The 26,026-nt window shown below is 39.9% G+C and carries 16 protein-coding genes and 2 tRNA genes; 10 read left to right on the top strand and 8 right to left on the bottom strand.

All coding sequences use genetic code 11. From position 1 onward, the window contains the following. Nucleotides 1-539: 539 nt before the first annotated feature. The 7 genes from LX64_RS22685 to LX64_RS22715 all read left to right on the top strand — a co-directional run bounded on the left by LX64_RS22685 (nt 540) and on the right by LX64_RS22715 (nt 14,437). Nucleotides 540-3,611: a SusC/RagA family TonB-linked outer membrane protein gene (locus LX64_RS22685; RefSeq protein ID WP_245952788.1), complete on the top strand. Its 3,072-nt coding sequence runs from the start codon at nt 540-542 to the stop codon at nt 3,609-3,611. Nucleotides 3,612-3,636: 25 nt separating this feature from the next. Beyond that, nucleotides 3,637-5,442, top strand: coding sequence for a RagB/SusD family nutrient uptake outer membrane protein (locus LX64_RS22690; protein WP_111599986.1), 1,806 nt, complete (start codon nt 3,637-3,639; stop codon nt 5,440-5,442). 84 nt (nt 5,443-5,526) lie between these two features. Next, nucleotides 5,527-7,665, top strand: a complete 2,139-nt coding sequence (locus tag LX64_RS22695) for a glycoside hydrolase family 97 protein (protein WP_111599987.1) — start codon at nt 5,527-5,529, stop codon at nt 7,663-7,665. 166 nt (nt 7,666-7,831) lie between these two features. Beyond that, nucleotides 7,832-9,454 (top strand): DUF6377 domain-containing protein, encoded by a 1,623-nt coding sequence (locus LX64_RS22700; protein ID WP_111599988.1) that lies wholly within the window; start codon nt 7,832-7,834, stop codon nt 9,452-9,454. A gap of 93 nt (nt 9,455-9,547) precedes the next feature. Continuing rightward, nucleotides 9,548-11,095: a hypothetical protein gene (locus LX64_RS22705; protein ID WP_111599989.1), complete on the top strand. Its 1,548-nt coding sequence runs from the start codon at nt 9,548-9,550 to the stop codon at nt 11,093-11,095. A gap of 441 nt (nt 11,096-11,536) precedes the next feature. Continuing rightward, entirely contained in the window at nt 11,537-12,796 is a 1,260-nt protein-coding gene (locus LX64_RS22710; RefSeq protein WP_111599990.1) for a hypothetical protein, read from the top strand. A gap of 12 nt (nt 12,797-12,808) precedes the next feature. Further along, nucleotides 12,809-14,437 carry a hypothetical protein gene (locus LX64_RS22715; protein WP_148707432.1) on the top strand — a complete coding sequence of 543 codons (1,629 nt, stop codon included), beginning with the start codon at nt 12,809-12,811 and terminating at the stop codon, nt 14,435-14,437. Between the two features lie 411 nt (nt 14,438-14,848). Here the strand turns inward: LX64_RS22715 and LX64_RS22720 are convergent, their stop codons facing one another. Continuing rightward, a complete protein-coding gene (locus LX64_RS22720; protein WP_111599992.1) occupies nt 14,849-15,757 on the bottom strand; it encodes a ribonuclease Z in 909 nt (302 codons plus the stop codon). A 66-nt stretch (nt 15,758-15,823) separates the two neighbouring features. Beyond that, a complete protein-coding gene (locus LX64_RS22725) occupies nt 15,824-16,204 on the bottom strand; it encodes an STAS domain-containing protein (protein ID WP_111599993.1) in 381 nt (126 codons plus the stop codon). Nucleotides 16,205-16,456: 252 nt separating this feature from the next. Between LX64_RS22725 and LX64_RS22730 the strand changes: the two genes are divergently transcribed. Continuing rightward, nucleotides 16,457-18,988: an ATP-dependent Clp protease ATP-binding subunit gene (locus LX64_RS22730; protein WP_111599994.1), complete on the top strand. Its 2,532-nt coding sequence runs from the start codon at nt 16,457-16,459 to the stop codon at nt 18,986-18,988. 147 nt (nt 18,989-19,135) lie between these two features. Here the strand turns inward: LX64_RS22730 and LX64_RS22735 are convergent, their stop codons facing one another. Both LX64_RS22735 and LX64_RS22740 read right to left on the bottom strand, forming a co-directional pair. Then, entirely contained in the window at nt 19,136-19,612 is a 477-nt protein-coding gene (locus tag LX64_RS22735; protein WP_111599995.1) for a DUF4920 domain-containing protein, read from the bottom strand. A 30-nt stretch (nt 19,613-19,642) separates the two neighbouring features. Then, on the bottom strand, nt 19,643-20,791 hold the full coding sequence (locus LX64_RS22740) for a cytochrome-c peroxidase (RefSeq protein WP_111599996.1): 1,149 nt from the start codon (nt 20,789-20,791) through the stop codon (nt 19,643-19,645). A 183-nt stretch (nt 20,792-20,974) separates the two neighbouring features. Between LX64_RS22740 and LX64_RS22745 the strand changes: the two genes are divergently transcribed. Together LX64_RS22745 and LX64_RS22750 are read left to right on the top strand one after the other, a co-directional pair. Beyond that, nucleotides 20,975-21,048: transfer RNA gene (locus LX64_RS22745), tRNA-Asp, on the top strand. Nucleotides 21,049-21,133: 85 nt separating this feature from the next. Continuing rightward, nucleotides 21,134-21,216: transfer RNA gene (locus LX64_RS22750), tRNA-Tyr, on the top strand. Between the two features lie 104 nt (nt 21,217-21,320). Here LX64_RS22750 and LX64_RS22755 read toward each other — a convergent pair. From LX64_RS22755 to LX64_RS22770, 4 genes are read right to left on the bottom strand one after another with little or no spacing between them, the layout of a single operon-like run. Continuing rightward, nucleotides 21,321-21,914, bottom strand: a complete 594-nt coding sequence (locus LX64_RS22755) for a hypothetical protein (RefSeq protein WP_111599997.1) — start codon at nt 21,912-21,914, stop codon at nt 21,321-21,323. After that, nucleotides 21,915-24,479 carry an RHS repeat domain-containing protein gene (locus tag LX64_RS22760; RefSeq protein ID WP_111599998.1) on the bottom strand — a complete coding sequence of 855 codons (2,565 nt, stop codon included), beginning with the start codon at nt 24,477-24,479 and terminating at the stop codon, nt 21,915-21,917. It lies immediately after the preceding gene. Between the two features lie 33 nt (nt 24,480-24,512). Then, entirely contained in the window at nt 24,513-24,866 is a 354-nt protein-coding gene (locus LX64_RS22765; protein WP_111599999.1) for a hypothetical protein, read from the bottom strand. Then, nucleotides 24,850-25,044, bottom strand: a complete 195-nt coding sequence (locus LX64_RS22770; protein WP_111600000.1) for a hypothetical protein — start codon at nt 25,042-25,044, stop codon at nt 24,850-24,852. The genes LX64_RS22765 and LX64_RS22770 overlap by 17 nt, the downstream gene beginning before the upstream one ends. Nucleotides 25,045-26,026 lie beyond the last annotated feature (982 nt).

A 26,026-nucleotide genomic window follows, 5' to 3' on the forward strand; every position in this document is an offset into this window, starting at 1 on the left:
GCTCCTTCACCATGGCCGGGATTAAACACATATAAATTTAACACAATATATAAATAATTATAATAAGTACATAATATTTAGACTTTATTCTTACATTATTTTTATTTGAACAAGGCTATTTCAACCCATTCCGCCATTATCCCACCCCCTTTCTTCCACCCAATTCTGCCCAATTCACCCTCTTCCTAACATGTATTATCATTATATATAAATATTCATAATAAGTATGTAAGTAAATGGATTACAATTACTTAATCCATCCTCCTCCACTCAAAATGACCTTTCTTTTATATATTCCGAATATTAGTTGCAGGCCCTTCCCCTATTTCATTGTTTTGACCTAACAAATTCCAATTTATTCACTGGTACAAACCTTAATTCCTCGATTATGAACTTCCACTGCTTCCAACACGGTTGCTCTAGGCAACCCTGTATTCCGCAGCGCGTAGGAAACTGCGCATATCGACCGACACTTCTACGCAGGTCATCAACATACAACATTCATTTTATCCCATCCAACTAAACAATTCTTTATGTCAATGAAACGATTGATACAATTACCGCTCCTCCTGTTACTTTTAGTGCTCGGTGTTGCCGCCCACGCACAAAACAAAACAGTTACCGGTAAAGTACTCGACGAAAAAGGCACCGGCCTGCCCGGCGCCAGCATCCTCATTAAAGGAACCAGTAATGGTGTTGCTACTCAACCAAATGGATCTTTCTCGATCTCTGCACCCAATAACGCCACGCTCGTTTTCTCTTTCATTGGGTACAAATCACAAGAAATCCAAATCGGCAACCAATCCGATTTCACCGTTCGACTCCAACCGTCCAACACAACAATGGACGAGCTCGTAGTTATCGGCTATGGTGCTCAAAAGAAAAAAGATCTCACTGGTTCTGTGGGGTCTGTAAAAGGTGATGCAATTAAAAATGTGCCCGCCACTAACGTTACTGAAGCTATTCAAGGTCGCGTAGCAGGCGTGGAAGTGGTAAAAAACTCTGGTGAACCAGGGGCAGCTCCCTCTATTATTATCCGAGGTTTATCTTCTTTGAACCAACCACAGCCATTATATATTGTAGACGGCGTTCGTACTTCCGGCGACAATATCAATATCCAAGATATTGCCACTGTCGACATTCTTAAAGATGCCAGCGCCGCCGCCATTTATGGTTCTGCTGCTGCAGGTGGTGTAATTGTTATTACCACGAAACGTGGTCAAGGTGCTAAACCTGTTATTAACCTCAACGCCCGTTACGGTATCACCAAACCCAAATTGGTGAAACTCATGGACAAGCAAGGCTTCCTCGATTTGATGAAAATCGTTCGCCCAACGCTATATGCCGGTATGAATACCGACACTTTACCGAATACAAACTGGGTAGATGCACTCTATGGAGATGCCAGCGAACAGAACTATAATTTAAGTATCGCAGGGTCTACGCCATCTGTGAACTACTTGTTTAGCGGTTTTTACAATAAGCAAGATGGTATCTATATTAAAAACTCTTCCGACATTGCCGGCGCTCGTATCAATACAGATTATAAAATAAACGACTGGTTGAAAATTGGGGAACAAGTGTATTTCACTTCCCGCAAAACTATTCCACCTGTAGGTAGCGAAGCGCAATTACACAATGCTCCTTTCCGCACAGTGCCAACTATGGCGATTTATGAGAAAGATGGCACTTACGGTAGAAGCCCCATCGGGTTTGCCGGCCCGAACCCATTCGGTGCCGCCATGGCTGCGAAGGCTGAAAACTTCAAACAAAACTTCCAAGGTAACGTGTATGGAGAAGTAAAATTACCATTCCACTTGACTTTCAAGACAACATATGGTTATTCTTACTACCAAGAAACGCAGGATATGTACCAAGGTCCTTACAACTTCGGCGAGGTGAAAAATCCTTCTAACTTCTTGAATAAGTTGTACTACCAAAACCGCCAAGTGTACAGTAACTACTTGTTAACGTACGATCAAACTTTTGGCAAACACCAAATCACAGCTTTGGCCGGTTACGAGCAAATCACCAACAAAAGCAATAACATCAATGTAACCGAGAGTAATGTTGGTTTACCGACCTACTCTTTTATTCAAACTTCCGGTACAGCGTTTACTGTAAATGGTGTAAATGATCCAAATGGCTTGATTAAATCGTTTTTCGGTCGCTTAAACTACAATTACGCCGGTAAATACTATATCAGCGGTTCTATCCGTCGTGATGCGAACTTCACGGTGTTTGGCCCTGGTAAACAAGCGGGTGTATTCCCAGCAGCTTCTGCCGGTTGGAACATCAGCGAAGAAAAGTTCTTCGAACCGGCTAAGAAGATCGTGGATAACTTAAAAATCCGTGGTTCTTACGGTACATTGGGTAATAGTAATATCCCAGCTTATTTATTCCTATCTACCTACAACCAAGTGGGTATGCAAAACTACTTCCCAGGCGCGCCTGCGGTAATTGCAAACAATATCAATTTCATTCCTAACCCGAATATCCATTGGGAAACTTTGCATGAAACAAATATTGGTATCGATGGTGAGGCATTGCGCAATAGGATGTATTTCTCTATTGATTGGTACGATAAAACTACCAAGGAAATGCTCTATGCTTTACCTATTTCTACCAGCTCTGGTATTACTTCTGCTTACTACACGAACATTGGGTCTGTACGTAACCGAGGTATAGAGTTAATGTTGGGTTATAAAGATAAAGTGGGTGAGCTAGGTTACGATGTTACATTCACAGCCGGTTTCAATAAAAACAAAGTATTAAACCTCGATAATATCAACTCCAACTACATTTTGGATGGTTATAACTACTACAGTAACGGCGATCCTGGTTTTAGCGTAATGCCGGGCCAAAATGTTACCATTACTAAAGTGGGTGCTCCATTCGGCCAGTTTTACGGTTTCAAAACACTGGGACTATTCAAATCTGATGAAGAAGCCAATAAAAGTGCGCAGAAAGGTGTAGCCCGCGCTGGTGACTTAATTTTTGAAGATGTGACCGGTGACGGTAAAATCACGGATGAAGATCGTACCGTAATCGGCGACCCTAACCCGGATATGGTATACGGTATCAACCTACGATTCACTTACAAAGGTTTTGACATAGCGATGTTATTCAATGGTGTGGCCGGTGTTGATTTATTCAATGGTGTGAAAGCTTACAGCATGTATCCTTTTGCGGATGGTAATACAACCAACAAAGTATGGGGCGCTTCTTTCTTGAATGGTAACGACTTAACCGATCAACCTCGTTTAGGTGTTCAAAACCCTAACGGTACCTTCACCCTAGATCCAAACAAGAACTACACAACTGTTAATAGCTACTTCGTAGAAAATGGTAATTACTTGAAGTTGAAAAACCTTCAAATCGGTTACAACTTCAACCACAAATTACTAGAACGTGCGAAAATCAGCAGCGCTAGAGTATTCTTAATGGCTAACAACCTCTTCACCATTACGCGTTACACTGGCTTAGACCCAGAAGTAGGCGGCGCTTTCTCGGCCCGCAGCTTCGGAGCCGTTACTACGCGCGGTTTAGATGCCGTTTCGCAATACCCACAAACGCGCATCTTCTCTATCGGTGTCGACCTTTCATTCTAGTGCCTCATCCAAAAAAATTACCACGATGTTAAAGAAAATAAATTTAGTCATTATCGCCCTCGCACTACTCACAGGTTGTGTAAAAGACCCGTTGAATGTGAGTAGAACAGATCAATATACTACAGGGAACTATCCTGCCACGATCGACGATGCAAATAGTATTCTCGCTAGCTGCTATGCAGCCATTCGTTCCGATCGCTTGTTTGGGTTTGAATTATCAGCTAAGTCGCTCGCAAATGCTACACATACTGCCAACTCTACGTATGATGGCCATCCAGGTTGGAATGAAATGACCAAAGCCAATATTAGTGTGTATAATGAATACGCTAACAATACTTGGTCGGGCTTTTATACCGGCGTTAAAAATTGTAACGCATTTTTATCTGCGGCCGATTTCTTCGAAAAGAATTACGCAAAACCAAACGAAATCACGCTCTTGAATAATATGCGTGGTGAAGCATTATTCTTACGCGCATTCTATTACTTTAATTTGGAGTGCCTTTATGGTGAGAAATACATGGCAGGCACCACCAATGGCGACAAAATGGGCGTTCCTATTTATCGAAATATTGCTACCAGCCTAGATAGCACTATTCAACCACGTGCTTCGGTAAAAGAGGTGTGGGATTTAATTATTTCCGATTTACAAACTTCTGCCACCTTATTGAAAGGTAAAACTTGGAGTGGAAATGATTATGGTCGCATTACCGAATGGTCGGCTAAAGGCTTATTGGGTAAAGCTTACGTTTTCACGCAAAACTGGACGGCCGCTAAAACAGCTTTAAAAGATGTAATCGATCATTCTGGGAAATCGTTGATGCCGTATGATAAATACCGTGATGCATTTATTGGTATTGCTGCAAACGAATTCAATGAAGAATCTTTATTTGAGATTAATGTTGAACAAGATTCGCGCGGTGCTTACGGTGTATTTGGAATGAACATTACTACCAGTAACGGCTTAGTATGGTCACCATTCGTTTTAGGTGATAATGGAACTGAAGCTACAGCGATTGCCTTAGGATATGGTAATGAATTCGTGCATGATAAAAACATCAAACGCTTTGGTTTCCCATTATCTACTTATAAACTAGTTAGTAACCCTGCTTATACTTCAGCTAAACCCGAAAGTCCGACCAACCCAAAGTTGATCATGGACCCGCTATACCGCGATTCTTCTTTAGCCGTACGTGCTAACAAAACCTGCGATCCGCGTTTATTCGTGGCCGCTATGCAACCCTGGATAGATTCTGCAAAGAATGATGGTAGTACATGGCGCCCTATTAGCCGTAGTAGTCAAATTGCCCCTACTATCCGCGATAATTATTATGGCTGGAGCTTTAGAAAATACGCGCCCATCTTTACCAGCATTTACAATGTTGCCCAAGCAGATGCTTGTAATTATTACTTCCTGCGCTTAGCAGATGTTTATTTACTCTATGCTGAAGCTTGCGCCAATTCAAACGAAACAGCCAATGCACTGGAATACTTAAATAAAGTAAAACGCCGTGCTTATGGCTTACCAATAAATGCCGCTTCCGCTGTGGATTACAAATCGCTTACCGGTAAAACTGTAGCGATTGATGATCCAGTATTGGGTAATAACCCCTTGTATTACGAGCGCTTCGCGGAATTATTTAATGAATTTGGATGGTGGTTTGACGTTTGCCGTTGGGGCATTGGTCAATCTGAAGCTAATTTCTACGGTAGCGCCCTGAATGCCACCAATGGTTTTAGCTGGGATAATACCCGTTCTTATAGTTGGCCTATACCGAGTAATGAAATTAACTCGAACATTAATGTAAAAGGACATAACAATCCTGGTTACTAAACAATACCGGCAGCCGGCTTCAACAGGAGCCGGCTTTGCCTATTTAGGATGCCAACTTACAACGCTGCGAATAATTAAATAGATATGAGACTAAGCAAAACACTCGGCACATTACTTTTACTGGCTTGCAGCGGCTGCGTATTTGCGCAACAAGAACCGCTAACAGTACGTAAAGGAAAGGTGCAGCTCGATTTTCAACTCGATGAAAAAGGCGCACCCCGCTACGCCGTATCGTACGATGGGAAAACCATTGTACAGCCTTCTTCCATGGGGTTTGTGCTAAATAATGCAGAGAACTTTTATGACGACTTTACGCTGTTGAAACAAGCAACGAATTCCGTTCACGAAAACTGGACGCCGGTTTGGGGTGAAGTGAAATCCATTCAAAATGATTACACAACTTTAGAACTGCAATTACAACAAGCCCATGGTAACAAGCGCTTGTTGCATATTGTGTTTAAAGTGTATGAAGATGGTGTGGGCTTCCGCTACGAATTCCCGGAGCAACCCAACCTCGACTATTTCACGGTGCAACAAGAAAAAACAGGCTTCCAACTAACAGGCAACCACAAAGCCTTCTGGATTCCCGGCGATTACGACACCAACGAATACCCGTATACTACTTCGCTACTCAGCGAAATAGACAATGCGCAACTCGTTGAGAAATCGACCGACATTGCCGTGCGTGTAGCACCCGACAAACATGCCGTGCAAACGCCCCTCATGTTAAAAACGAGTGATGGGTTGTACATCAATATCCACGAAGCGGCCCTTCTCAATTACCCGGCCATGCAGCTTCATGTAAATAATGCTACTTATGACTTAACAGCGAACCTCGTTCCGAGTGCTGTAGGTACAGCCGCTTTTTTACATGCTCCTGCTGTTACACCTTGGCGTACGATCATCGTAAGCAATAAGGCCACCGATATACTTTCCAGCAAACTCATCCTCAACTTAAATGAACCCAGCAAGCTCAGCAATACCAGCTGGATTAAGCCTATGAAGTTTGTAGGTGTATGGTGGGAACTCCAAACCGGTAAAAGCAGTTGGAGTTATGCTGCTTCTGCCAAAGCAAAAGACGCACAAGGAAAATTAATCCCCAGCGGCCAGCACGGCGGTAATAACGAAAATGTAAAACGCTATATCGACTTCGCTGCGCAACATGGCATTGAAGGTGTATTAATCGAAGGTTGGAATACCGGTTGGGAAGACTGGTTTGGAAATTGGAAAGAAGATGTGTTCGACTTCGTAACACCTTACCCCGATTTCGATGTAAAAGCGCTCAATGCCTATGCTAAAAGCAAAGGTGTGCAGCTAGTGATGCATAATGAAACATCGGGTTCTGCTACTAACTATGAACGTCAACTCGATACTGCGTACCGCTTTATGCGTGAAAACGGGTACAATGCTGTTAAAACAGGTTATGTAGGCAAAATCATCCCACGCGGCGAGCACCACGATGGCCAATGGATGGTAAACCATTACACCCGGGTAGCCGAAAAAGCTGCCGAATACCAAGTAATGGTAGATGCCCACGAACAAGTACGCCCTACAGGCTTGCACAGAACATACCCCAACTGGATGACAGGCGAAGCCAGCCGCGGTAATGAATATAATGCCTTTAGCATTGGTAATGCACCTGAACATGAAACCATTTTACCCTTTACCCGCTTAATGGGGGGACCTATGGATTATACGCCGGGCATATTCAAGCTATCGCACTACAATGCCGCAGATACGGCTAAACGTGTACGAACAACCCTTGTAAAGCAAATGGCCTTGTACGTAACCATGTATAGCCCTATCCAAATGGTGAGCGATTTACCCGAAAATTACGAAGCACATTTAGACGCCTTCCAATTCATTAAAGATGTACCCGTTGATTGGGATGATACCAAAGTATTGGCCGCAGAACCCGGCGATTATGTTAGTATAGTACGCAAAGGGAAAGGAACCGAGAACTGGTATTTAGGCGCTATTACAGATGAGCAGGCACGTGATCTAAAAACAGGATTAGACTTCCTACCCCCGGGCGTGAAGTATGTAGCTACTTTGTATGCCGACGTACTGAACCAACCCGATCCTGCCAAATACAGTATCAAAAAATACATTGTAGATCGCACAACTGCCATAACGCTTAAATTGGCCAATAGTGGTGGTGCAGCCATCAGCTTTGTACCGGCTACAGCTGCCGAGGCGAAGCAATTACCGAAGTATAAATAATAAATCAACAAGTATACTTTTCATTTCTATCACTTTAGCAATTCCCCGGCTTTGTTTTCAAGCCGGGGTTCTTTTTTCTTCCGTAAGCGCACGAAAACATATAATTTCTCCTATCTTTAATTTTATATCCATACCACGTACAACAAGCATTTATCAACCTGGTGTAATGAAACGCATCGTTTTATTTTTTCTCTATATTCTGATTTTCAAAGTAGGTTACTCGCAACAATCTATCGAATCGTCGTTGAAAGAATTGAAAAGTGTAATAAACAAGCAACCTTCCTACGACAGTATCAAACAGAACAGTATCGATAGTATTAAGTACGAATTAATTGCAAATGCTACGCATGTGCAAGAAACGTATGCTAATTACGCAGCACTTTACGAAGCATACAAGATTTATAAATACGATTCTGCATACAGTTATGCATTGCGCATGTTAGAAACTGCCGAGCAATTAGGTGATGCCAATCTTATAACATACACCAAGCTGAAACTATCATTTACGTTTTTATCATCTGGCATGTACAAGGAAACCGGGGAATCATTGTCGCACATACAAGCGGCTACTTTACCCGATAGTTTGAAGGTGCTTTATTATGCCTTTTTAGGAAGATATTATTATGATTTAGGCGATTACGACAACGATAAACATCATACCCCTAACTACAATAAGCTAGCCGCACAATATATTGATTCAGCCTTGGCACTTTGGCAGCCCAATTCTTATGAATATGCCTACTACAAAGGCTTACGCGAATTAAAATCGGGCAATAAGGATAAAGCGGTGCAGTATTTCACAGCATTACTCAACCGCCCTACACTTACTTTACACCAAGTGGCGGTTACAGCTTCTACACTAAGCGATTTTTACATTCAGAAAGGGCAGAACGATAGGGCTATTGAATTACTTATTAAAGCGACGATTGCCGATATTAAATCGTCGACCAAGGAAACTTCCGCGGCCTTTATTTTGGCTAGTTTATTATATAAGAAGGGGGATGTGAAGAATGCGTCGTTGTGTATAGAACAAGCTATCTCGGATGCGGCTTTTTACGGCGCCCGCCAGCGGAAAGTACAGGTGAGCGAGATATTGCCTTTGATTGAGGCCGAGAAAATAAGCATGGTGGAGAGCCAGCAGAAAATCCTAATTAGCTATGCCGCCGTGGTAACGGTTTTATTGCTAGTTGTGGTAGGATTAGTCATTTTAGTTTCGAAGCAAGTGAAGAAGCTAAAACTCGCCCAAGAAGTGATCAGTAAAGCGCATGAGAAAGAGCAGGCGATTAATAAGCAATTAGCTGAAACAAATGATAAACTATCCGATGCGAATAAGATTAAGGAGGAATACATTGGCTTCTTCTTCAACATCAACGCTGCCTTCTATGATAAAATCGAGAAGATTAAGAAGAATGTAGAAAAGAAAATCCAAGAGCGCCGCCTCGACGAAGTAAAAATGGTATTCAATACCATCAACCTAAAAAGTGAGAAAGAAGCCTTATTAAATAGCTTCGACCATGCATTTTTGAAGCTCTTCCCGAACTTTGTACCGGTATTCAACTCCCTTTTTAAAGAAGAAGACCAAGTACGACTAGCAGAAGGTGAATTAATGAATACAGATTTGCGCATTTTTGCCCTTATACGCATGGGCATACACGATACTGAAAAGATAGCCCAGATCTTACAATATTCCGTAAATACCATCAATACTTACAAAACGAAAATCAAAAATAAATCTATCGTTCCCAACGAGGAGTTCGAAAAAAGAATCATGGCCATCAAGGCGGTTTAATAAACAATTTACATTGTGATTCATGTAGTTAATGCAATATTCTGTACATTTGGGTACGTAATTTTATTATATAATCTATTTACCACTTAACCTATGCCAGTAAATATTTCCCGGCTTTCTATAGCCGCTTTGGGGCTTTTAATAGCCACCAGTTCCTTTGCCCATGTGTTGCACAAAGTTGACCCAGTTTCTCCCGGTAAAAAATATGCGGCTCACACAAAGTTTACCATTCGTGATATTCAGCAATTGAATGCAGGTAGATCTTTTGCGGATACACCGTACATTGCTAATCAAAATACACAACTGCAGACCGGTAATTTTGCCATTGGGGGTATTGGTCGTGCCGATGGTGGTTTCATTTCAAACCGTGGTACTGCAAGTGCGGGCAATATCCATCTACGCTTTCAAACAAAAACAAAAGAACGTTGGGGCCTTGGGCTGATTGTAGATGAATTAACGGATAATAGTAATACTGGTTCAGACTTTACTTTATGGCGCTATGCTGATAATGGTAATTATTTATCAGCCATATTCAGAGTTAAACGTTCTACGGGTGTATTAAACTTTACTTACAATCCTACAGTAGGGGTGAATAATGATGTAATCTGGCATGCTGGTAATGATGGTGCAGGTTCGACATTAGATGCTGATTTATTAGATGGATTGCAAGGAGATGCTTATGCCCGTACCACATTATTAGCACCCACCTTTGATTCTGTTTATAAAGCTACCGCCATTCGCCAAGGTAGTTTTTCCTCGGTTACCAATGGGGGCAGTAGCAATATTGCCGATGCTCCTATAGCTGGTACAGCTGCAGCGGCTATTTCGGCTAAATATGATCAGAACTTCGGCTTCCAAATCACGAATGTTGTTTCAGATACGGCCAATTTATATTACCGTGTAAGAAGAAATGGCAACTTCGGTCCTTGGAAGAAACTGAGTAACAATTTCAGTTTAGAGGGTATAGCCAACCAATCAGCTACTCCACAGAATGCAAGCTTCAATATTAAAGGAAATTCGACGGTAGATGGATATACGATTGTAAAGGGTCCTGTTGCAGTGCCTATTATTCAAATGCAAGAAAATACTTCTGCTACCCCGCTTCGTTGGGGTTTGGGTATGTTGAATAATTTAGACGTGAATAATGCAGGACAGGATTTCGTATTACGTCGCTATGATAATACTGGTGTGTTTATGGATGCGCCATTTATAGTTACCCGTAAAGATGGCAACGTGGGTATTGGAACGCTAGATACAAAAGGATATAAGCTCGCTGTAAATGGGAATGTAATCGCCAACAAAATTACAGTAAAAGCCTTCCCTTGGGCCGATTTCGTGTTTGATGATAATTACAAACTGCCTACACTTGCTAGTATAGAATCATTCATCAAACAACATAAACATCTTCCTAATATTCCATCAGCAAAAGAAGTAGCCGAAAAAGGGATCGAAGTAGGTGAAATGAATAGTAAATTATTACAAACCATTGAAGAAATTACATTGCATGTAATAGCACAAGAAAAGCAAATCAATTCTCAACAAAGCCAGCTAGTACAGCAGCAAAAGCTCATAGATGAGCAACAAAAAGCCATGCAATTGATGATGGAGAAATTGGAAAAATTAACACAAGAAAAAAAATAAGCTATTTAACCATATGAAACTATTTACGCTAAGTGTTTGCCTCCTGGTAGGCCCTACTTTCGCGCATGCGAACAACAACCCTCATAACGACCCTTCAAACCCGGTATATCCCAATTTTAAAGCTCGTACAAAAATCTCTTTGCAGGATATTACGCGTTTAAATACGGGGAAGCTTTTGATGATCCTTATATTAATAGTCAGAATGCGGCAGCACAAACTGGTGGAAAATTCTGGATAGTAGGTAATGGGGAAACCAATGCTACTTTTATTTCTAACAATCCTTCCACAGCGGGAGGTGCGGCTAACTTTTTAATCCGTAACGCTGCTAGGCAAAGTAGATGGTCGATTGGCACCGTTGGTGATGAAACAGGGGTTGAAGGTGAAGGGGCAGCTTTTAGAATTTGGCGATGGAACAATGCAGGTACAGTTGCAACACAAGTAATGACTGTACAACGTGGTACTGGTGTAACAGAGATGTTCTCGACATTTATTATGCCATCCTACTCTCGAATTAAAGGAGGGCCAGATCCAGACAATACAGCAGTATTGAACTTTGTTGATAAAAATATGAGTTGGGGAGCCTCTTATAAATCAGGCTATATTGGGATGCCAAATGCTAGTTCTAATTTCTACGTGGGTGCTAACCAAGGCGATATTATCCTGGCGCCATCTACTGGTAACGTTAACTTATCAGTTAGTGAAAGCAATAAGCCTAACATGATCACCTACCAAAATAACGCTACTTTGGTTGCACCACCAAGGATAGGATTAAATAATCGAAGTTTAGGAACAAAGCTATTACTCTACACTCAACAAAGTGCGATTTCGTCAGACTTTGCCTTGGGTTTAGAAAACAGTCATATTTGGTTTAGTACGTCGCAAAACATCGGCTCTCACGGTTTTAAATTTTATGGCGGTGAAGTTGTTGCAGCACGTTTAAGCGCTGCCGGTCAATTTGAGACTAAACTTGCCGGTAGGTTTCTTGGAGAGGTAGATCCCAATGGAGCTGCAAACGGAGCTATAAATGGCCCTGGCGCTGAAGTTGCTTTTAACCAAGGTAATGCCATTGTGCGTGGCTATAATAGAACTACATCTGTTTACTTACCCACGCAAGTTGTAGGTGGTGATAATAATGCCACTGCCTTCTCATTCAAAATTAGTGACGGCTATTATTTCACGAACCTCACCAACAGCTCGATGCTAGGTACCGATGCAACCGGTAAATTAGTGAGCAGCAATAATATTATCTATTTAGACAGAGCTAATAACAACGTAGGTATTAATACAACCGATACAAAAGGTTATAAACTAGCTGTAAATGGGAATGTAATCGCCAACAAAATTACTGTAAAGGCATATCCATGGGCCGATTTCGTGTTTGATGATAATTACAAACTGCCTTCACTTGCTAGCGTAGAAGCTTTCATCAAACAACACAAACATCTACCTAACATACCTTCTGCAAAAGAAGTGGCCGAAAATGGGATCGAAGTAGGTGAAATGAACAGTAAACTATTGCAAACCATTGAAGAATTAACCTTACATGCGATTGCACAAGAAAAGCAAATTACAGCGCAAAAAGACGCATTATCAAACTACCAAGAACAGCTATCAAAACAAGCAAAACTCATCAACGAGCAACAACAAGCAATGAAATTGATGATGGAAAAATTAGAAAAATTATTAGAAGTTAAACAATAACCTCCCTGCACTATGAAATCTTCATATTTAATTGTCCTAACTTTTTTATTAGGCGCTAGCCAAGCCATGGCTAAAGATGCAGACTCTACAGGATATAAGTACAAAAATGTTCCACCTGTTAATTTACAAGATATCAGGAACTTAGCCATCGCAGATCTTCGTGCAGCTGAAGATTCTGGTTCGCCTTACTACATTAAAAACCAATTTGGCGCTATACAAACCGCTTCGTTTAACATACAAGGTAATGGTAAAGTTTCAGGCTCATTTATTGCAAAGGGTGCACCCGGTGGTGCCCGCTTTGTGATTTATGATGGAGCAACGGATGTAATTCGCTGGGGTATTGGTAATAGTGGAACCGAAACTGGTACAGCTAATATTGGTAATAACTTTACCATTTGGCGATATGCTAATAATGGATCTTACCTTGGTCCTGCAATAGAAATTAATCGTAATAATGGATCACTAGAAACTTTTTATCCAACCTATTTGGCCAATGAATCACGCGTAAGGGGAACAACAAAGGATATAAATGCTCAATCCATATTATATTTCGCCGATAGCTCTGGTATTGTGAATAATGGGAATAAATCGGGTTATGTTGGTTTCCCTACGAATAACAAGGATATTTATGTAACCTCTTATAATGGCGGTGTAACATTGAATTCAGTGTCAGGTGCAGTGAATTTACAAGGTGGGAATAATACCACCAATGCATATCTTTTCTGGCAACAATCTATTCCTGCTGGTCCACCAAGATTCAATACGAGAAGCGAGGGGACCAAAATTGTTTTATATCCTCAAGTCACAACGAATGCTAGTGATTTCGCAATTGGTACAGAAACGAACCACGTATGGTTTAGTACCTCTCGTTATTTTCACCAACAAGGCTTTAAGTTTTATGGTGGCGATAGTGTTGTTGCACGATTAAGTAGTGCAGGTCAATTAGAAACCAAACTTGCCGGTAGGTTCTTAGGAGAAGTTGACCCTGCAGGTGCTACGAATGGTGCTTTAGCCGGGCCAGGTGCTGAAGTAACTACCAATGCAGGAAACGCTGTTGTACGCGGTTATAACAGAACCTCTTCCGTATACATACCTACTCAAATCGTAGGTGGTAACAATAACACCACTGCCTTCACGTTCAACCTCAGCGATGGTTATTATTTTACTAACTTGGCAAATAGTTCCATGCTAGGTACCGATGCAACCGGTAAATTAATAAGTAGCAATAGTATCATTTATTTAGACAGAACTAATAACAACGTAGGTATTAATACAACCGATACCAAAGGTTATAAGCTAGCTGTAAATGGGAATGTAATCGCCAACAAAATTACTGTAAAGGCGTATCCATGGGCCGATTTCGTGTTTGATGATAACTACAAACTGCCTTCACTTGCTAGCGTAGAAGCTTTCATTAAACAACATAAACATCTCCCTAATATTCCTCCTGCTAAAGAAGTGGCCGACAAAGGCATTGAATTAGGTGATATAAACAGCAAATTGCTGCAAACAGTAGAAGAACTTACTTTACATGCTATTGAACAAGAAAAGCTATTAAAAACACAACAACAACAGATTGAACAACAACAGAAGTTGATTCAATTACTTAGTGAAAAAGTGGAGACTTTATTGAAGAAATAAGTTATTCCATTTATAAAAAGAAAAAGGTCGTTGCTATCAGTAGGAACGACCTTTTTCTTTTAACATCACCAGCGCTACCTAAAAGGTGTATATACTACACTTCGGCAATATGGACTAACAACCTGGCAGCTTTTAAAGCACCTAGGAATAACAAGGGGAATATATGTCACATATATGGAAACCATTGGAAGAACATTGGGATAACATTGGGAGAACATTAGAAGAACATTAGGAGATATTATAAACCACATTCAGCCATCTTATAAAGGTATCATCATCAACCTTTTACAAAAACATTCTTCACTGTAAGGAAACATCAGTAGCATAACAGGTGGCCAATCATCCTTTCATTCGTTCGTTCTTAGAGCAAAAAAATAGGCAGTTATTGTATAACTGCCTAGCATAATATATTTAAATGATAAAAGTTGTGCCTTCGGTTGCTAACGCTGTATTTTCGAATACCGGCCAAGTTTCATCTAAGAAAGGTTGTAAATCAGTGTATTTAGAGCTAAAATGACCAATTAATAGTTTTCCCACTTTAGCATTTTTAGCCAACGTGGCCGCTTGAACACTGGTGGAATGGAATCGATCTGCGGCTCTTTGTGCTAAGGCATGAAGATACGTGGTTTCGTGGTACATCATATCGGCTTCGTATAGGTGGCGTACGAGGGATTCGTCGTAAATCGTATCGGCACAATATACATAGCGTTTGCCTTTAGCGGGGGGTAGCGTAACCCAGTCGTTTTTTACAACGGTACCATCTTTCTTCACATAATCTTCTCCATCTTGCAGGGCACCATAATAGGCGGCCGGGATTTCGTAGGCTTTTGCTTGGTCGGGCAATAGCTTCCGTTTTTTCTTCTGCAAACCAATGGATATACCGTAGCATGGAATGCGATGTTGCACAGCGAAGTAGCTCACTTCCAAGTCTTTATCCTGTAAGATCACGCCTTCCTCGCCTTCAACTAAGGGAATAAAGTGCAATTCATAATTCAGTATGGTGGCGGCTACTTGTAGTTGAATATTGATGATTTGTTCCAATTCGGGTGGTGCAAAAAGGAATAATGGGGCCGTTCTACCCATGAGGCTTAAACTGTTCAGTAAGCCAATTAAGCCAAAGTAATGATCGCCGTGTAAATGGCTGATGAAGATGTACTTGATTTTGCTGCGACGAATATTGTATTTCAACATCTGCATTTGCGTACCTTCTCCACAATCAATTAAGATAGAGGTATCGTTAACAGTCACCACTTGTGCTGTTGGGCGCCGATCCAAGGTAGGAATGGCTGAATTATTTCCGAGTATGGTAACAGCAAACATGGTTCTAAAAGGAAAATCTGCCCGTTGGGGCTTAATTAATGAAAAAATATGGGGCTAACAGGGCTTTTATTCGATCTCGCCATTCAATTCACGCTCGATCTCTTCCATCATTACGATGTCCATGGCTTCGGAGATGGTAGGCACGATATTGAGGTACAGATCTTCGCCTGCTACGGAAGTAAGCAGGGCTGTTAAAGCACTGTTAAGATTTGTGATCGCACATGATAAACTATTGTCATACATATTTCTGTATACTGCTAAAATGGCCTGTGCTCCTTCTTCAGTGATTTCAGTCACGTCAACCATGTCTAGCACTAGGCTTCGGCCTTCTAGTTCGGGTAATTCGAACAAGGTATTGGTAAAGTCCGCTGCCAAATTAGCACCAAAATGTGCCTCTTCCAGCCTAAAAACCACTAATTTCTCTTTGGTATCAAATTTGAACTTCATGCCGTTGGATGTTATATTTAAAACAATAAAAAAAGGATTCAACTGTTGGGAAATTACTTTCAATAAAATACTCCCCGGAACATCATACTAAACATCCTACATTTCCGTAAGTATATTAACTAGAGAGGCTCCCTAGATGCAAAAGTAAATCTTAAGTATAAAATTGCAAGTATAAAAGTAAATCAAAAATTATTTGCTAATATTGTATAAGACAGCCCCCACAAGGGTTTTTATAAATGAAAACTTAATCCAATGGACCAGAATTTTTCAGCACAAGTAAAAGAAATCATCACCTTCAGTCGGGAGGAGGCTTTGCGCTTGGGTAATGATTTCATTGGGACAGAACACTTGCTATTGGGTATTATTAGGGAAGGTGAAGGCACGGCTGTAAAAATTCTACAGGCATTAAATGTAGATTTGTATGAGCTACGCAAAGAGGTTGAACTGGCGATAAAAGACAAGACAGGCAAGAACATCGGCAACATGAATAGCCTTCCACTCACAAGGCAAGCCGAAAAAGTTATTCGCGTTACCGTCCTGGAAGCGAAGGCTTTGAAAAGCCCTACCGTGGAAACAGAGCACCTCATGCTGTCGATCCTAAAGAATAAAGAAAACGTTTGTACTCAAATCTTACAACAATTCGACGTGGACTACGATACTTTTAAAAACGAGTTAGGATACGTGAAACCCACCGATCCTAAATCCGAATTCGATGACCCGGGAGAAGAGGAATTTGAAGATGAAAGAAAGAGCTATGCTTCGAAATCAAAACAAGCAAATGCCAAATCAAAAACCCCAGTACTCGACAATTTCGGACGAGATATTACTAAGTTAGCCGAAAGTGGCAGCTTAGATCCAATAGTTGGCCGTGAACAAGAAATCGAACGCGTTTCGCAGATCTTGTCGCGCCGTAAAAAGAACAACCCTATCCTGATAGGTGAACCGGGCGTTGGTAAAACTGCCATCGTAGAAGGTTTAGCTCTCAGGATCGTTCAAAGAAAAGTTTCCCGCGTATTGTTCGACAAGCGCGTGGTAAGCCTTGACTTGGCGGCACTTGTTGCAGGTACTAAATACCGTGGCCAGTTCGAAGAAAGAATGAAAGCCATCATGAATGAATTGGAAAAGAACCGCGACGTGATCCTGTTTATCGATGAGATACACACGATTGTAGGCGCAGGTGGAGCTTCCGGCTCACTCGATGCTTCCAACATCTTCAAACCAGCTTTGGCAAGAGGCGAACTCCAATGCATCGGTGCATCTACACTCGACGAGTATAGAATGTATATCGAGAAAGATGGTGCATTAGACCGTCGTTTCCAAAAAGTGATGGTAGAACCGCCTTCAGTAGAAGAAACCATTCAAATCCTCAATAACATCAAACCTCGCTACGAAGAATACCACAACGTGAGTTATTCTGATGACGCGATCGAGGCTTGTGTGAAATTGAGTGATCGTTATATGACCGACCGTTTGTTGCCGGATAAAGCGATCGACGTATTGGATGAGGTAGGTGCGCGCGTTCACTTAAAAAACATCAACGTACCGCAAAATATCCTCGACTTGGAAAAACAAATCGAAGATATCAAGCAAGAGAAAAATAAAGTAGTAAAAAGCCAACGCTTCGAAGAAGCAGCCGCTTTACGTGATACTGAAAAGAAACTCGGCGAAGATCTTGAAAAAGCGAAAGCCGTTTGGGAAGAAGAAGTGAAACACAAACGCTACCCAATCGACGAAGAAGCGATCGCGGAAGTGGTGAGCATGATGACCGGCATTCCTGTTAAACGCATGGTACAAGCCGAAACAGAAAAGCTCCGCCGCATGAGCGAAGATTTAAGAGGCGCTGTAGTTGGTCAAGAAGAAGCGATCAGCAAAGTAACCAAGGCGATCCAACGTAACCGTGTAGGTTTGAAAGATCCTAAAAAGCCAATTGGTACTTTCATCTTCTTAGGTCCTACCGGTGTTGGTAAAACTGAGCTTGCTAAATCACTCGCTCGCTACATGTTCGATTCTGAAGATGCACTCATCAGGATTGATATGAGTGAATACATGGAGAAATTCTCTGTAAGCCGTTTGATTGGTGCGCCTCCAGGCTATGTTGGTTACGAAGAAGGTGGTCAATTAACTGAAAAAGTTAGACGTAAACCTTACTCTGTAATCCTCCTCGATGAGATCGAAAAAGCGCATCCAGACATCTACAACATCTTGTTACAAGTGTTAGACGATGGTATATTGACAGACGGTTTGGGTAGAAAAGTAGACTTCAAGAATACTTTGATTATCATGACCTCTAACATTGGTGTGCGCCAGTTGAAAGACTTTGGATCGGGCGTAGGTTTCAGTACAACTACTAGAAACGCTAGCGAAGAAGAAAATACGAAAGCAGTGATTGAAAAAGCATTGAAACGTACTTTCTCTCCAGAGTTCTTAAACAGGATTGATGATGTGATCATCTTCAACTCTTTGAACAAAGAACACATCTACACGATCATCGACATTACCATGAAAGGCGTGTTGAAACGTTTGCAAAACTTGGGCTTCAGCTTAGAGTTAACAGACGAAGCCAAAGGATTCCTCGCAGAAAAAGGATATGACTCACAATTTGGTGCCCGTCCTTTACACCGTGCGATCCAGAAATACTTGGAAGATCCTTTAGCAGAAGAGATTCTCAACATGAATATTCACAACGGTGATATTTTGATTGCGGATCTTGACAAAGAGAACCAGAAATTGGTTTTCACCTTGAAGAATCCTTCAAAAAGCAAATCAGAGAAATCTGAGGCGTAAATAAAGCATAAAGAACTTCAACATACAAAGCACTCGCATTCCTGCGGGTGCTTTTTTTATGCCCTAGAATGGGCTAAAAAGGGCATAAAAAAGGATGGCGATCATTTGTATTGATCGCCATCCTTTTTTATGATAGAAATTGGGGGATTATTCTACAACGGTGATACCGTTGGCAGTAATCCTAATTTGCTTTTTATCTTGGGTAATAGCATCGATTTCAGCTTGTGGCTTTTTAGCATCTTCTGCGTAGTGTTTCAATTCTTTCACAGTAGTTACTTCTGTATAAGCTAAACCATCTACTACAACAGTTTTACCTTTTAAGGCAGTTGGCACGAAGAAAGCATAATCTTTCATTTTCACGAAAGCAGTGGTAGAATCGTTGATTTGCAAGTTCACCCAGCAGCCTTTTTTAGGGCAAACACCTACTACGGTTGCTTTGATTTTAACGGGCATTTTAGCATCGTCGCTGGTTAATTTTGCCGGCAATTCGTTGATAGCAATAGCGCCATCAGTTTTGATTTTAGCGCCGTATACGTCACCTACTTTAGCATCACCTTTTGGTGGTTGTGCATTTACGAGGGTACCTACTAATAAGCAGCAGCAGAGGGCAAGGATTTTGTACATATCGTGTGTTTTTTATTTTGATGATGATTGTTATTGTGGCAATTCTTTGGGTCGTGGCATTTTATACGGTGTTGAGCCGGAAAGGGCTTCGATAAAAGCTACTAAATCTTCTTTTTCTCCTTCTGTTAAGTTAAGTCTTTTTACTAAACGGTCCGTTGTTGGGAATAATGGATCATTTTCCTGCCCGGGTTTACGTTTTAGTAAATCGGCACCCATCCCGCTGTTGTAGATGTTCACAATCCCCATCATTTCGCTGAAAAGGCCGTTGTGCATCCATGGTTTGGTATGCATTACATCGCGCAAAGAGGGTGTGCGGAACTTGCCTACATCGCCGGGTTCATTCGTAACCTTGTATAAGCCCAGGTCTTCATATTGGCGGCCGTAATAGGTAAGCCCGATATTATGGAATTCGCCATCGGTGAAGAAAGCGCCGTTGTGACAGTTGATGCAACGTGCTTTGGTACGGAAGAGGTGCAAGCCGCGGATTTCTTGATCGCTGAGGCTTTTATGCTTTCCTTCCATGAATTGGTCGAAACGGGATTTCTTGCTTTTGATCGTTCTTTCGAATTCAGCGATGGCTGTTGTAATTCGATCGAGCGTAATATTATCGTCGCCAAATGCTTTCGCGAATAATGGCGGGTAACCTTTGATTTTATCCAGTTTACCGGCCAACTTTGGCGGTTCCATGTTCATTTCGTGGTGTGTAGCGATGGGATTGATAGCTTGACTTTCTAAGCCATCGGCCCTGCCGTCCCAGAAAAGTTTTTTATGGATGAATACGTTTAAGATCGTGGGGGTATTACGTGTTCCTTGCAGGTGATCGTGGCCTAGGGATACTTTGCGGGCGTCTGTCCATGCGATATCTGGATCGTGGCAGCTGCTACAGGACACCTGGTTAGATTCAGACAAACGTGGGTCAAAGAATAAAATTTTGCCTAGTTGCACAATAGGATCACTATCCCAGCGGAGATAAGAAGAATCCTTCGGCATGGCGGCAAGTTCGTGGAATATTACACCAGTGTCGATGGTGGCTTTTGGCCATTCGTTGGAGGGGCGAGAATAGATGGCCCTTAAACTATCAGCGTTTTGGTTAATGGTGGGTGTTGATGAACTAACTACAAGTGACATAGAAAAGATCATCAACACGAGCGTTGGCAAAATCCAATAAATCCTTTTCATAATCGCGGGCGAAAGTACAAAAAAATGGTCCTGTATTGTTTATGTAATTGGATGTAAAACTTACGATTTCGGGAAAATTTCAAGATTTTTAAAAATTTATTTGGATGTATGAAATAATTGTTGCTATATTTGCATCCCATTCAACGGAGTATCAACGCTTTAGATGATACAAAAAGTTTGAAAGGATCGGTAGTTCAGTTGGTTAGAATGCCGCCCTGTCACGGCGGAGGTCGCGGGTTCGAGTCCCGTCCGGTCCGCAAGGACTCCAGAGAAGCCTGCTAAAAGCGGGCTTTTTTATTGGGTTTTAGCTCTACAGTATTTATGTTGGTTTGCCGGCATAACGGGCAGGTTCCAGAGCGGCCAAATGGGGCGGACTGTAAATCCGCTGTCTTTCGACTTCATAGGTTCGAATCCTATCCTGCCCACGGAATTAAAAAGCCGCCTCTACAGTGTAGAGGCGGCTTTTTTGTTTATATATACTATAATTACAAGTAAAGTACCATCACGAAATAGTTTTCAATCATTCAAATTAGATTAATTCAACAAATAAAAAATCTAACTTTTTACATTGCTGACCATTAATAGATGGTATTAAAAATTCCTTATCAACAAGACTTTTAAGATCATTCATATTTTTATTTAAGAAAAAAAATAGATTTTTTTGATTAACAGAATATAAATGTCCATCTTCTTTTACAGTTGATAATCCATTTCTATTGCAATAAGCAGTAGTAACTAGAATTTCAAATAAGGATGCAAATTCTTCTGCATTCTCCTCTAACATTCTATAAGAATTACTCCAGAAAAAATAACGAGACATTGGCTCCGTTTCAAAACCAAATAAACAATCTTGAATTGCATGATAATCTACAATGAATTCATATCCTATCGGAATAGTATAATTAATTACACTAACAAAATCAGCAGCATTTTTAATTAAATCACCAGGAATATGAATTACTTCATTACCTCCAGCCCGTACTAAAAATTGGAAATAGTTTGTCATAAACCAAATATAATTATCTACACTCTCTGCAATGAAAACTATATCCATATTATGCCCAGCTATTTCTAGAGTATCAGCCCAGTTTTTTAAACTATTTTTCGTATCTATTTGTATCATTTATTTACCTCTGTGATAATTAACTATTTGATGCAAAATAATTTCATTTTCAGTCTCTTTATACACTATCCTTAATCCACCTCTACCGTTTCCTGTACCTTGAATATCTATTGCTTTATAGCCCGTCAAATTTCCTCCAAGAGTATGTTGATTTCCACCAGCCTTTCCACTTCGTAAAATTTCAATTGCTTTTTCAACATTTTTCTTCAGAGTAACTTCTGCATTTCCCATAATCTTGCTTACCTCATGTGACTCTACGATAGTCTTAGTCATTGAGGCAGACTTTTCAGTCAAGGATTTACTAGTTTCCTTAGTTAATTTTTTTGATGCCTCGTCTTCAACTTCTTTGATTGCTGCTTTTTCGCTTTGTTTAGCTAAATACAATGCCCCATCATAAACATTCCCAACTAAATTCTTCAATAAACTTTTTGCTCCAGCAATCAAAGTTACCTTACCCCAAAGATCATCTGATATTTCAATACCTTTATAAACTGACAATCCAACCGCTTCGGTATAAAAATTACTCTCTTTAACCTTAAGCATATCATCATAAGACTTAAAATAAGCTCTTAAACTATACGATTTGCCATCTGAAAAAGTATAATTATACTCAGCAACAAACTTCTCTTCACGATCATATACTTCATACCCTTGTTTATTCACTCCTATTACATTACCTTCATTCCTTACGCTTCTAAATGAAGCTTTGCCCTGCTTGTCAAAAAAACTAATTGTATAAATGTGATCCTCTTGTCCATCTTCATCAACAGCAACTATTGGTTTAGTTCCGCTAAACTGATATGAAGTTAAAAACACATACTTTTTACTTAAAGGATCTACAGATAAAAATCTTCCAACTCGAGGGTCATATATTCTAAATCCGTAGTTATATTGGTTTCCATCACCTTTAATTTCAATATCAATTTCTTTAGCATTGAATCCATATCGATAATCATTAGCAACACTTCTTCCTGGCATTTCCATACCAAATGGATAGTAATCTTGAGCGCTCTTCACTTCCGCTCTATAATCATCAACTACTCCATTCTTCTTATCTGAGATAATGGTCAGTACATTACCTAGATGATTACTCAATTCATACGATTTAGTTCCAATTGTACTCCAAATACTTGAACTTGATGCCGTTGAAGAACCAGATAATAGTAAATATGGGGTCCACAAACCTAATCGATCTGAGCCATATAAATGCTGTTCATTCCAATAAATATTATTTAAATCTGTCAACTTGTTCCCATAAACTGCAAGTGTCTTACCTGTTGCGTCTTTAGTATACCAAGTTTTCAAAGCCTTACCATCTTTGTTGACATAGATTTTATAAACTCTATTACCGGAAACATCATAGTAATAATCAATCGTACCACCTCCATATAAATCAATATGCTTAATTTTTCCTGCGACGTTCCATTTAATGCTATTCCCTTGGTCATCTACTATGAGATTGCCTATATTATCATAACTATAAGCACCTGGAGCGTTAGAATTATCGTAATCACCAGTATAAAGCCCAATTTCAGTAATGGCATCTGTAACGGATCTCAACCTATTTGAAACAAGCTTACCATTATCTCTTTGATAACCATACGTTAACCTATCCATTGCCACTTCACCTGGATTAACATCCTTATTACCATTTCGATTATAGGTTAATATATTACCATTCGCATCATAAGTAACATCCTCAGCAAATGCATCAGTCCGATTTTTTGTATCAATATTCCAAGATGTTGCACCTGTAAGAATTTTATGCTGACGCATAGCTGATAATCTATTCAGTTGATCATATCTATAACTATATCCAGTCGTTGCCCCATTATCTATTGCACTTAAAGCTATAGTAGTATGACTAATATTACCATTGTATAACTGTACTCCAATTTCGCTAGATGACCCATTGCCCCACTTTAATGGGAACGCATTAACTGTATTATTAATCGGTTTATAATCGTTAGTAAAATAATCCAATGTGTAAGCAAATACATCACGAGCAATTGCCTTTCTATTGGTCGTAAATCCAGTTCCTGTATACCCATCTCCTCCTAAATCTTTAGCGTTATCAAGATAATTACTATTGATTCCTTTGAGCCAGCCCTGTAAAGTATATGCATAGTCAATACCTTGCACCTTATTCTCTCCAATTTCTGTTCTGTTCAAGATGCCATGAAGTAAATATGAATATGTTGCATCTGTCTTTATACTTCCAGGTGTCCAACGATCAACCCCAGTTACTAACACATCAGTTTTTGCGGCTGTTAATCTATTCTCAGCATCGTATTCATACTGGTATAAGAACTGGTCTGGTGCAATATCTTGGTAACGTACTGCATTTACTTTACCACTTGCCAAATCGTAGTTATACTCCAACTTTTTAAGACCTAAGTCCTTAATGTTATGATATAAACTTTTTACATTGCCGATTTGGTCATAACTGTAATAAGTGGCATGGTCGAATGTGTTGTCATTATTATCATTTACGTCTTCATAAGTACTTAAAACCACTCTTTTCCATAAATTATCTTGTATAATATTCGAAGCCGTATTAGCCAATCGAACATCATAATAATTCCGTGGGGTATATGACTATCCTATTATCATTTCATAAAAATCCCTGTAAATATCTGTATCTCCAGCAGCCTTAACACACTCATCTATGGTTAAGGCTCGGATACTTTCATCTTCCCATAATGATTCAGAGTCTACTCTTGCTAAAATAAACTTCCATGCAATTAATATAGCATGTAAAAAAGATTGTCCTGATTCTGCACATTGCCAAAGTAAATGATCCTCATTATCAAATTCATAAACACATACTTCTTCTGTTTGCTTATTCATCACTAATAAATCTTCCTCTAGATTACCTAATAAAAATACTCCATCTCTTGTTTCGATTTGATTATTGAATGTAATCTGTGCTATTTCAAGGCGACAAATCATACCTATCGATTAAATCAAGCAAGCTACTTTCAAAATGCTGTTCATTATTTTTCTTAACTGGACATTCGAAACTTTTTTCTAATCTCATGATATACTCATTACTCAGTCCTTTTGCAATTAGTTCATCATGTGATGGAGCAAGTTTCTTTAATTCAATAACAAATTCTTGTGCTGTCATGTTTGTATTTTTATAATGTTTTATGCTTCAGTACCGAGAACGACCAAACTCCTTTTCCCATTTTTATCATAATTAAATGTTTCAGTTCTTGTTTGTACTTTATTAATCCCTTCATACTTTTTAGTATCTGAGTTCCAAATAAAGTCACTATGAATATCATAAAAGACTGTCTCTCTACTTACTTTTCCATTTTGATAAGTTGTTGCAATATGTACAATCCCTTGTCCATATTGTTTTGAATTAGTAGCAAAAATTGTTGCGACACCAGGATCATAATTAGTAGGATCTGTTTAAATATTTGTGCACCTTAAAATTCAAATTTCTAACTGCGGAGTTCATGTCCTTAAAGCTAGAAAAAGCATATCTATAAAACCCCAAATGTAATATATGCGCCTTACCAAATGGAGCTATAGAAACAGTAATGGTATTTCCTAAATAAGTTTTTCAAAAGTCCATGCAAAATTGCGTTGTGTATTTGTTAATAATAGTGAGGTATTCTTACCATCATTCAATTTTAAAGTATAATGATAATATTCACCTCCATCTAAATCAAGACTATCAATTACTCTATTTTCAACATATGCGTAGACCTAAGTCCTTTATGTTATGATCTAAGCTTTCCCATTACCTATTTGATCATAGCTGTAATATGTAGCTCTGATCGAATGTACTGTCATTATTATCATTAACATCCTCATAAGTAGTTAAGGCCACACGCTTTAGGAGGTTTTTCTGCACAATACTTGAAGCCATATTGGCCAATCGAACATCATAATAATTCCTATTAATTTGCGACTTTGTACCTCCATTATAATTGCATTTACTTGAGCAGCCTATAAAAATCCTGGTTTATCAACTGTTTCTACAACTGTTTTCTCTTCACCTTCCTATTGTTCTTAACAGGTTATCATATAAAATTAATTAAACCTATTCACTGCATCCCATTCAACGGAGTATCAACGCTTTAGATGATACAAAAAGT

The sequence above is a fragment of the Chitinophaga skermanii genome (assembly GCF_003259335.1).
Lineage (GTDB): Bacteria > Bacteroidota > Bacteroidia > Chitinophagales > Chitinophagaceae > Chitinophaga > Chitinophaga skermanii.

Bases quoted from the DNA above. Each gene is read 5' to 3' on its own strand.
- LX64_RS22690 (WP_111599986.1), top strand. From the start codon at position 3,637: ATGTTAAAGAAAATAAATTTAGTCATTATCGCCCTCGCACTACTCACA.
- LX64_RS22725 (WP_111599993.1), bottom strand. From the start codon at position 16,204: ATGAAGTTCAAATTTGATACCAAAGAGAAATTAGTGGTTTTTAGGCTG.
- LX64_RS22710 (WP_111599990.1), top strand. From the start codon at position 11,537: ATGACTGTACAACGTGGTACTGGTGTAACAGAGATGTTCTCGACATTT.
- LX64_RS22715 (WP_148707432.1), top strand. From the start codon at position 12,809: ATGAAATCTTCATATTTAATTGTCCTAACTTTTTTATTAGGCGCTAGC.
- LX64_RS22720 (WP_111599992.1), bottom strand. From the start codon at position 15,757: ATGTTTGCTGTTACCATACTCGGAAATAATTCAGCCATTCCTACCTTG.
- LX64_RS22695 (WP_111599987.1), top strand. From the start codon at position 5,527: ATGAGACTAAGCAAAACACTCGGCACATTACTTTTACTGGCTTGCAGC.
- LX64_RS22705 (WP_111599989.1), top strand. From the start codon at position 9,548: ATGCCAGTAAATATTTCCCGGCTTTCTATAGCCGCTTTGGGGCTTTTA.
- LX64_RS22770 (WP_111600000.1), bottom strand. From the start codon at position 25,044: ATGACAGCACAAGAATTTGTTATTGAATTAAAGAAACTTGCTCCATCA.
- LX64_RS22700 (WP_111599988.1), top strand. From the start codon at position 7,832: ATGAAACGCATCGTTTTATTTTTTCTCTATATTCTGATTTTCAAAGTA.
- LX64_RS22755 (WP_111599997.1), bottom strand. From the start codon at position 21,914: ATGATACAAATAGATACGAAAAATAGTTTAAAAAACTGGGCTGATACT.
- LX64_RS22740 (WP_111599996.1), bottom strand. From the start codon at position 20,791: ATGAAAAGGATTTATTGGATTTTGCCAACGCTCGTGTTGATGATCTTT.
- LX64_RS22765 (WP_111599999.1), bottom strand. From the start codon at position 24,866: ATGATTTGTCGCCTTGAAATAGCACAGATTACATTCAATAATCAAATC.
- LX64_RS22735 (WP_111599995.1), bottom strand. From the start codon at position 19,612: ATGTACAAAATCCTTGCCCTCTGCTGCTGCTTATTAGTAGGTACCCTC.
- LX64_RS22730 (WP_111599994.1), top strand. From the start codon at position 16,457: ATGGACCAGAATTTTTCAGCACAAGTAAAAGAAATCATCACCTTCAGT.
- LX64_RS22685 (WP_245952788.1), top strand. From the start codon at position 540: ATGAAACGATTGATACAATTACCGCTCCTCCTGTTACTTTTAGTGCTC.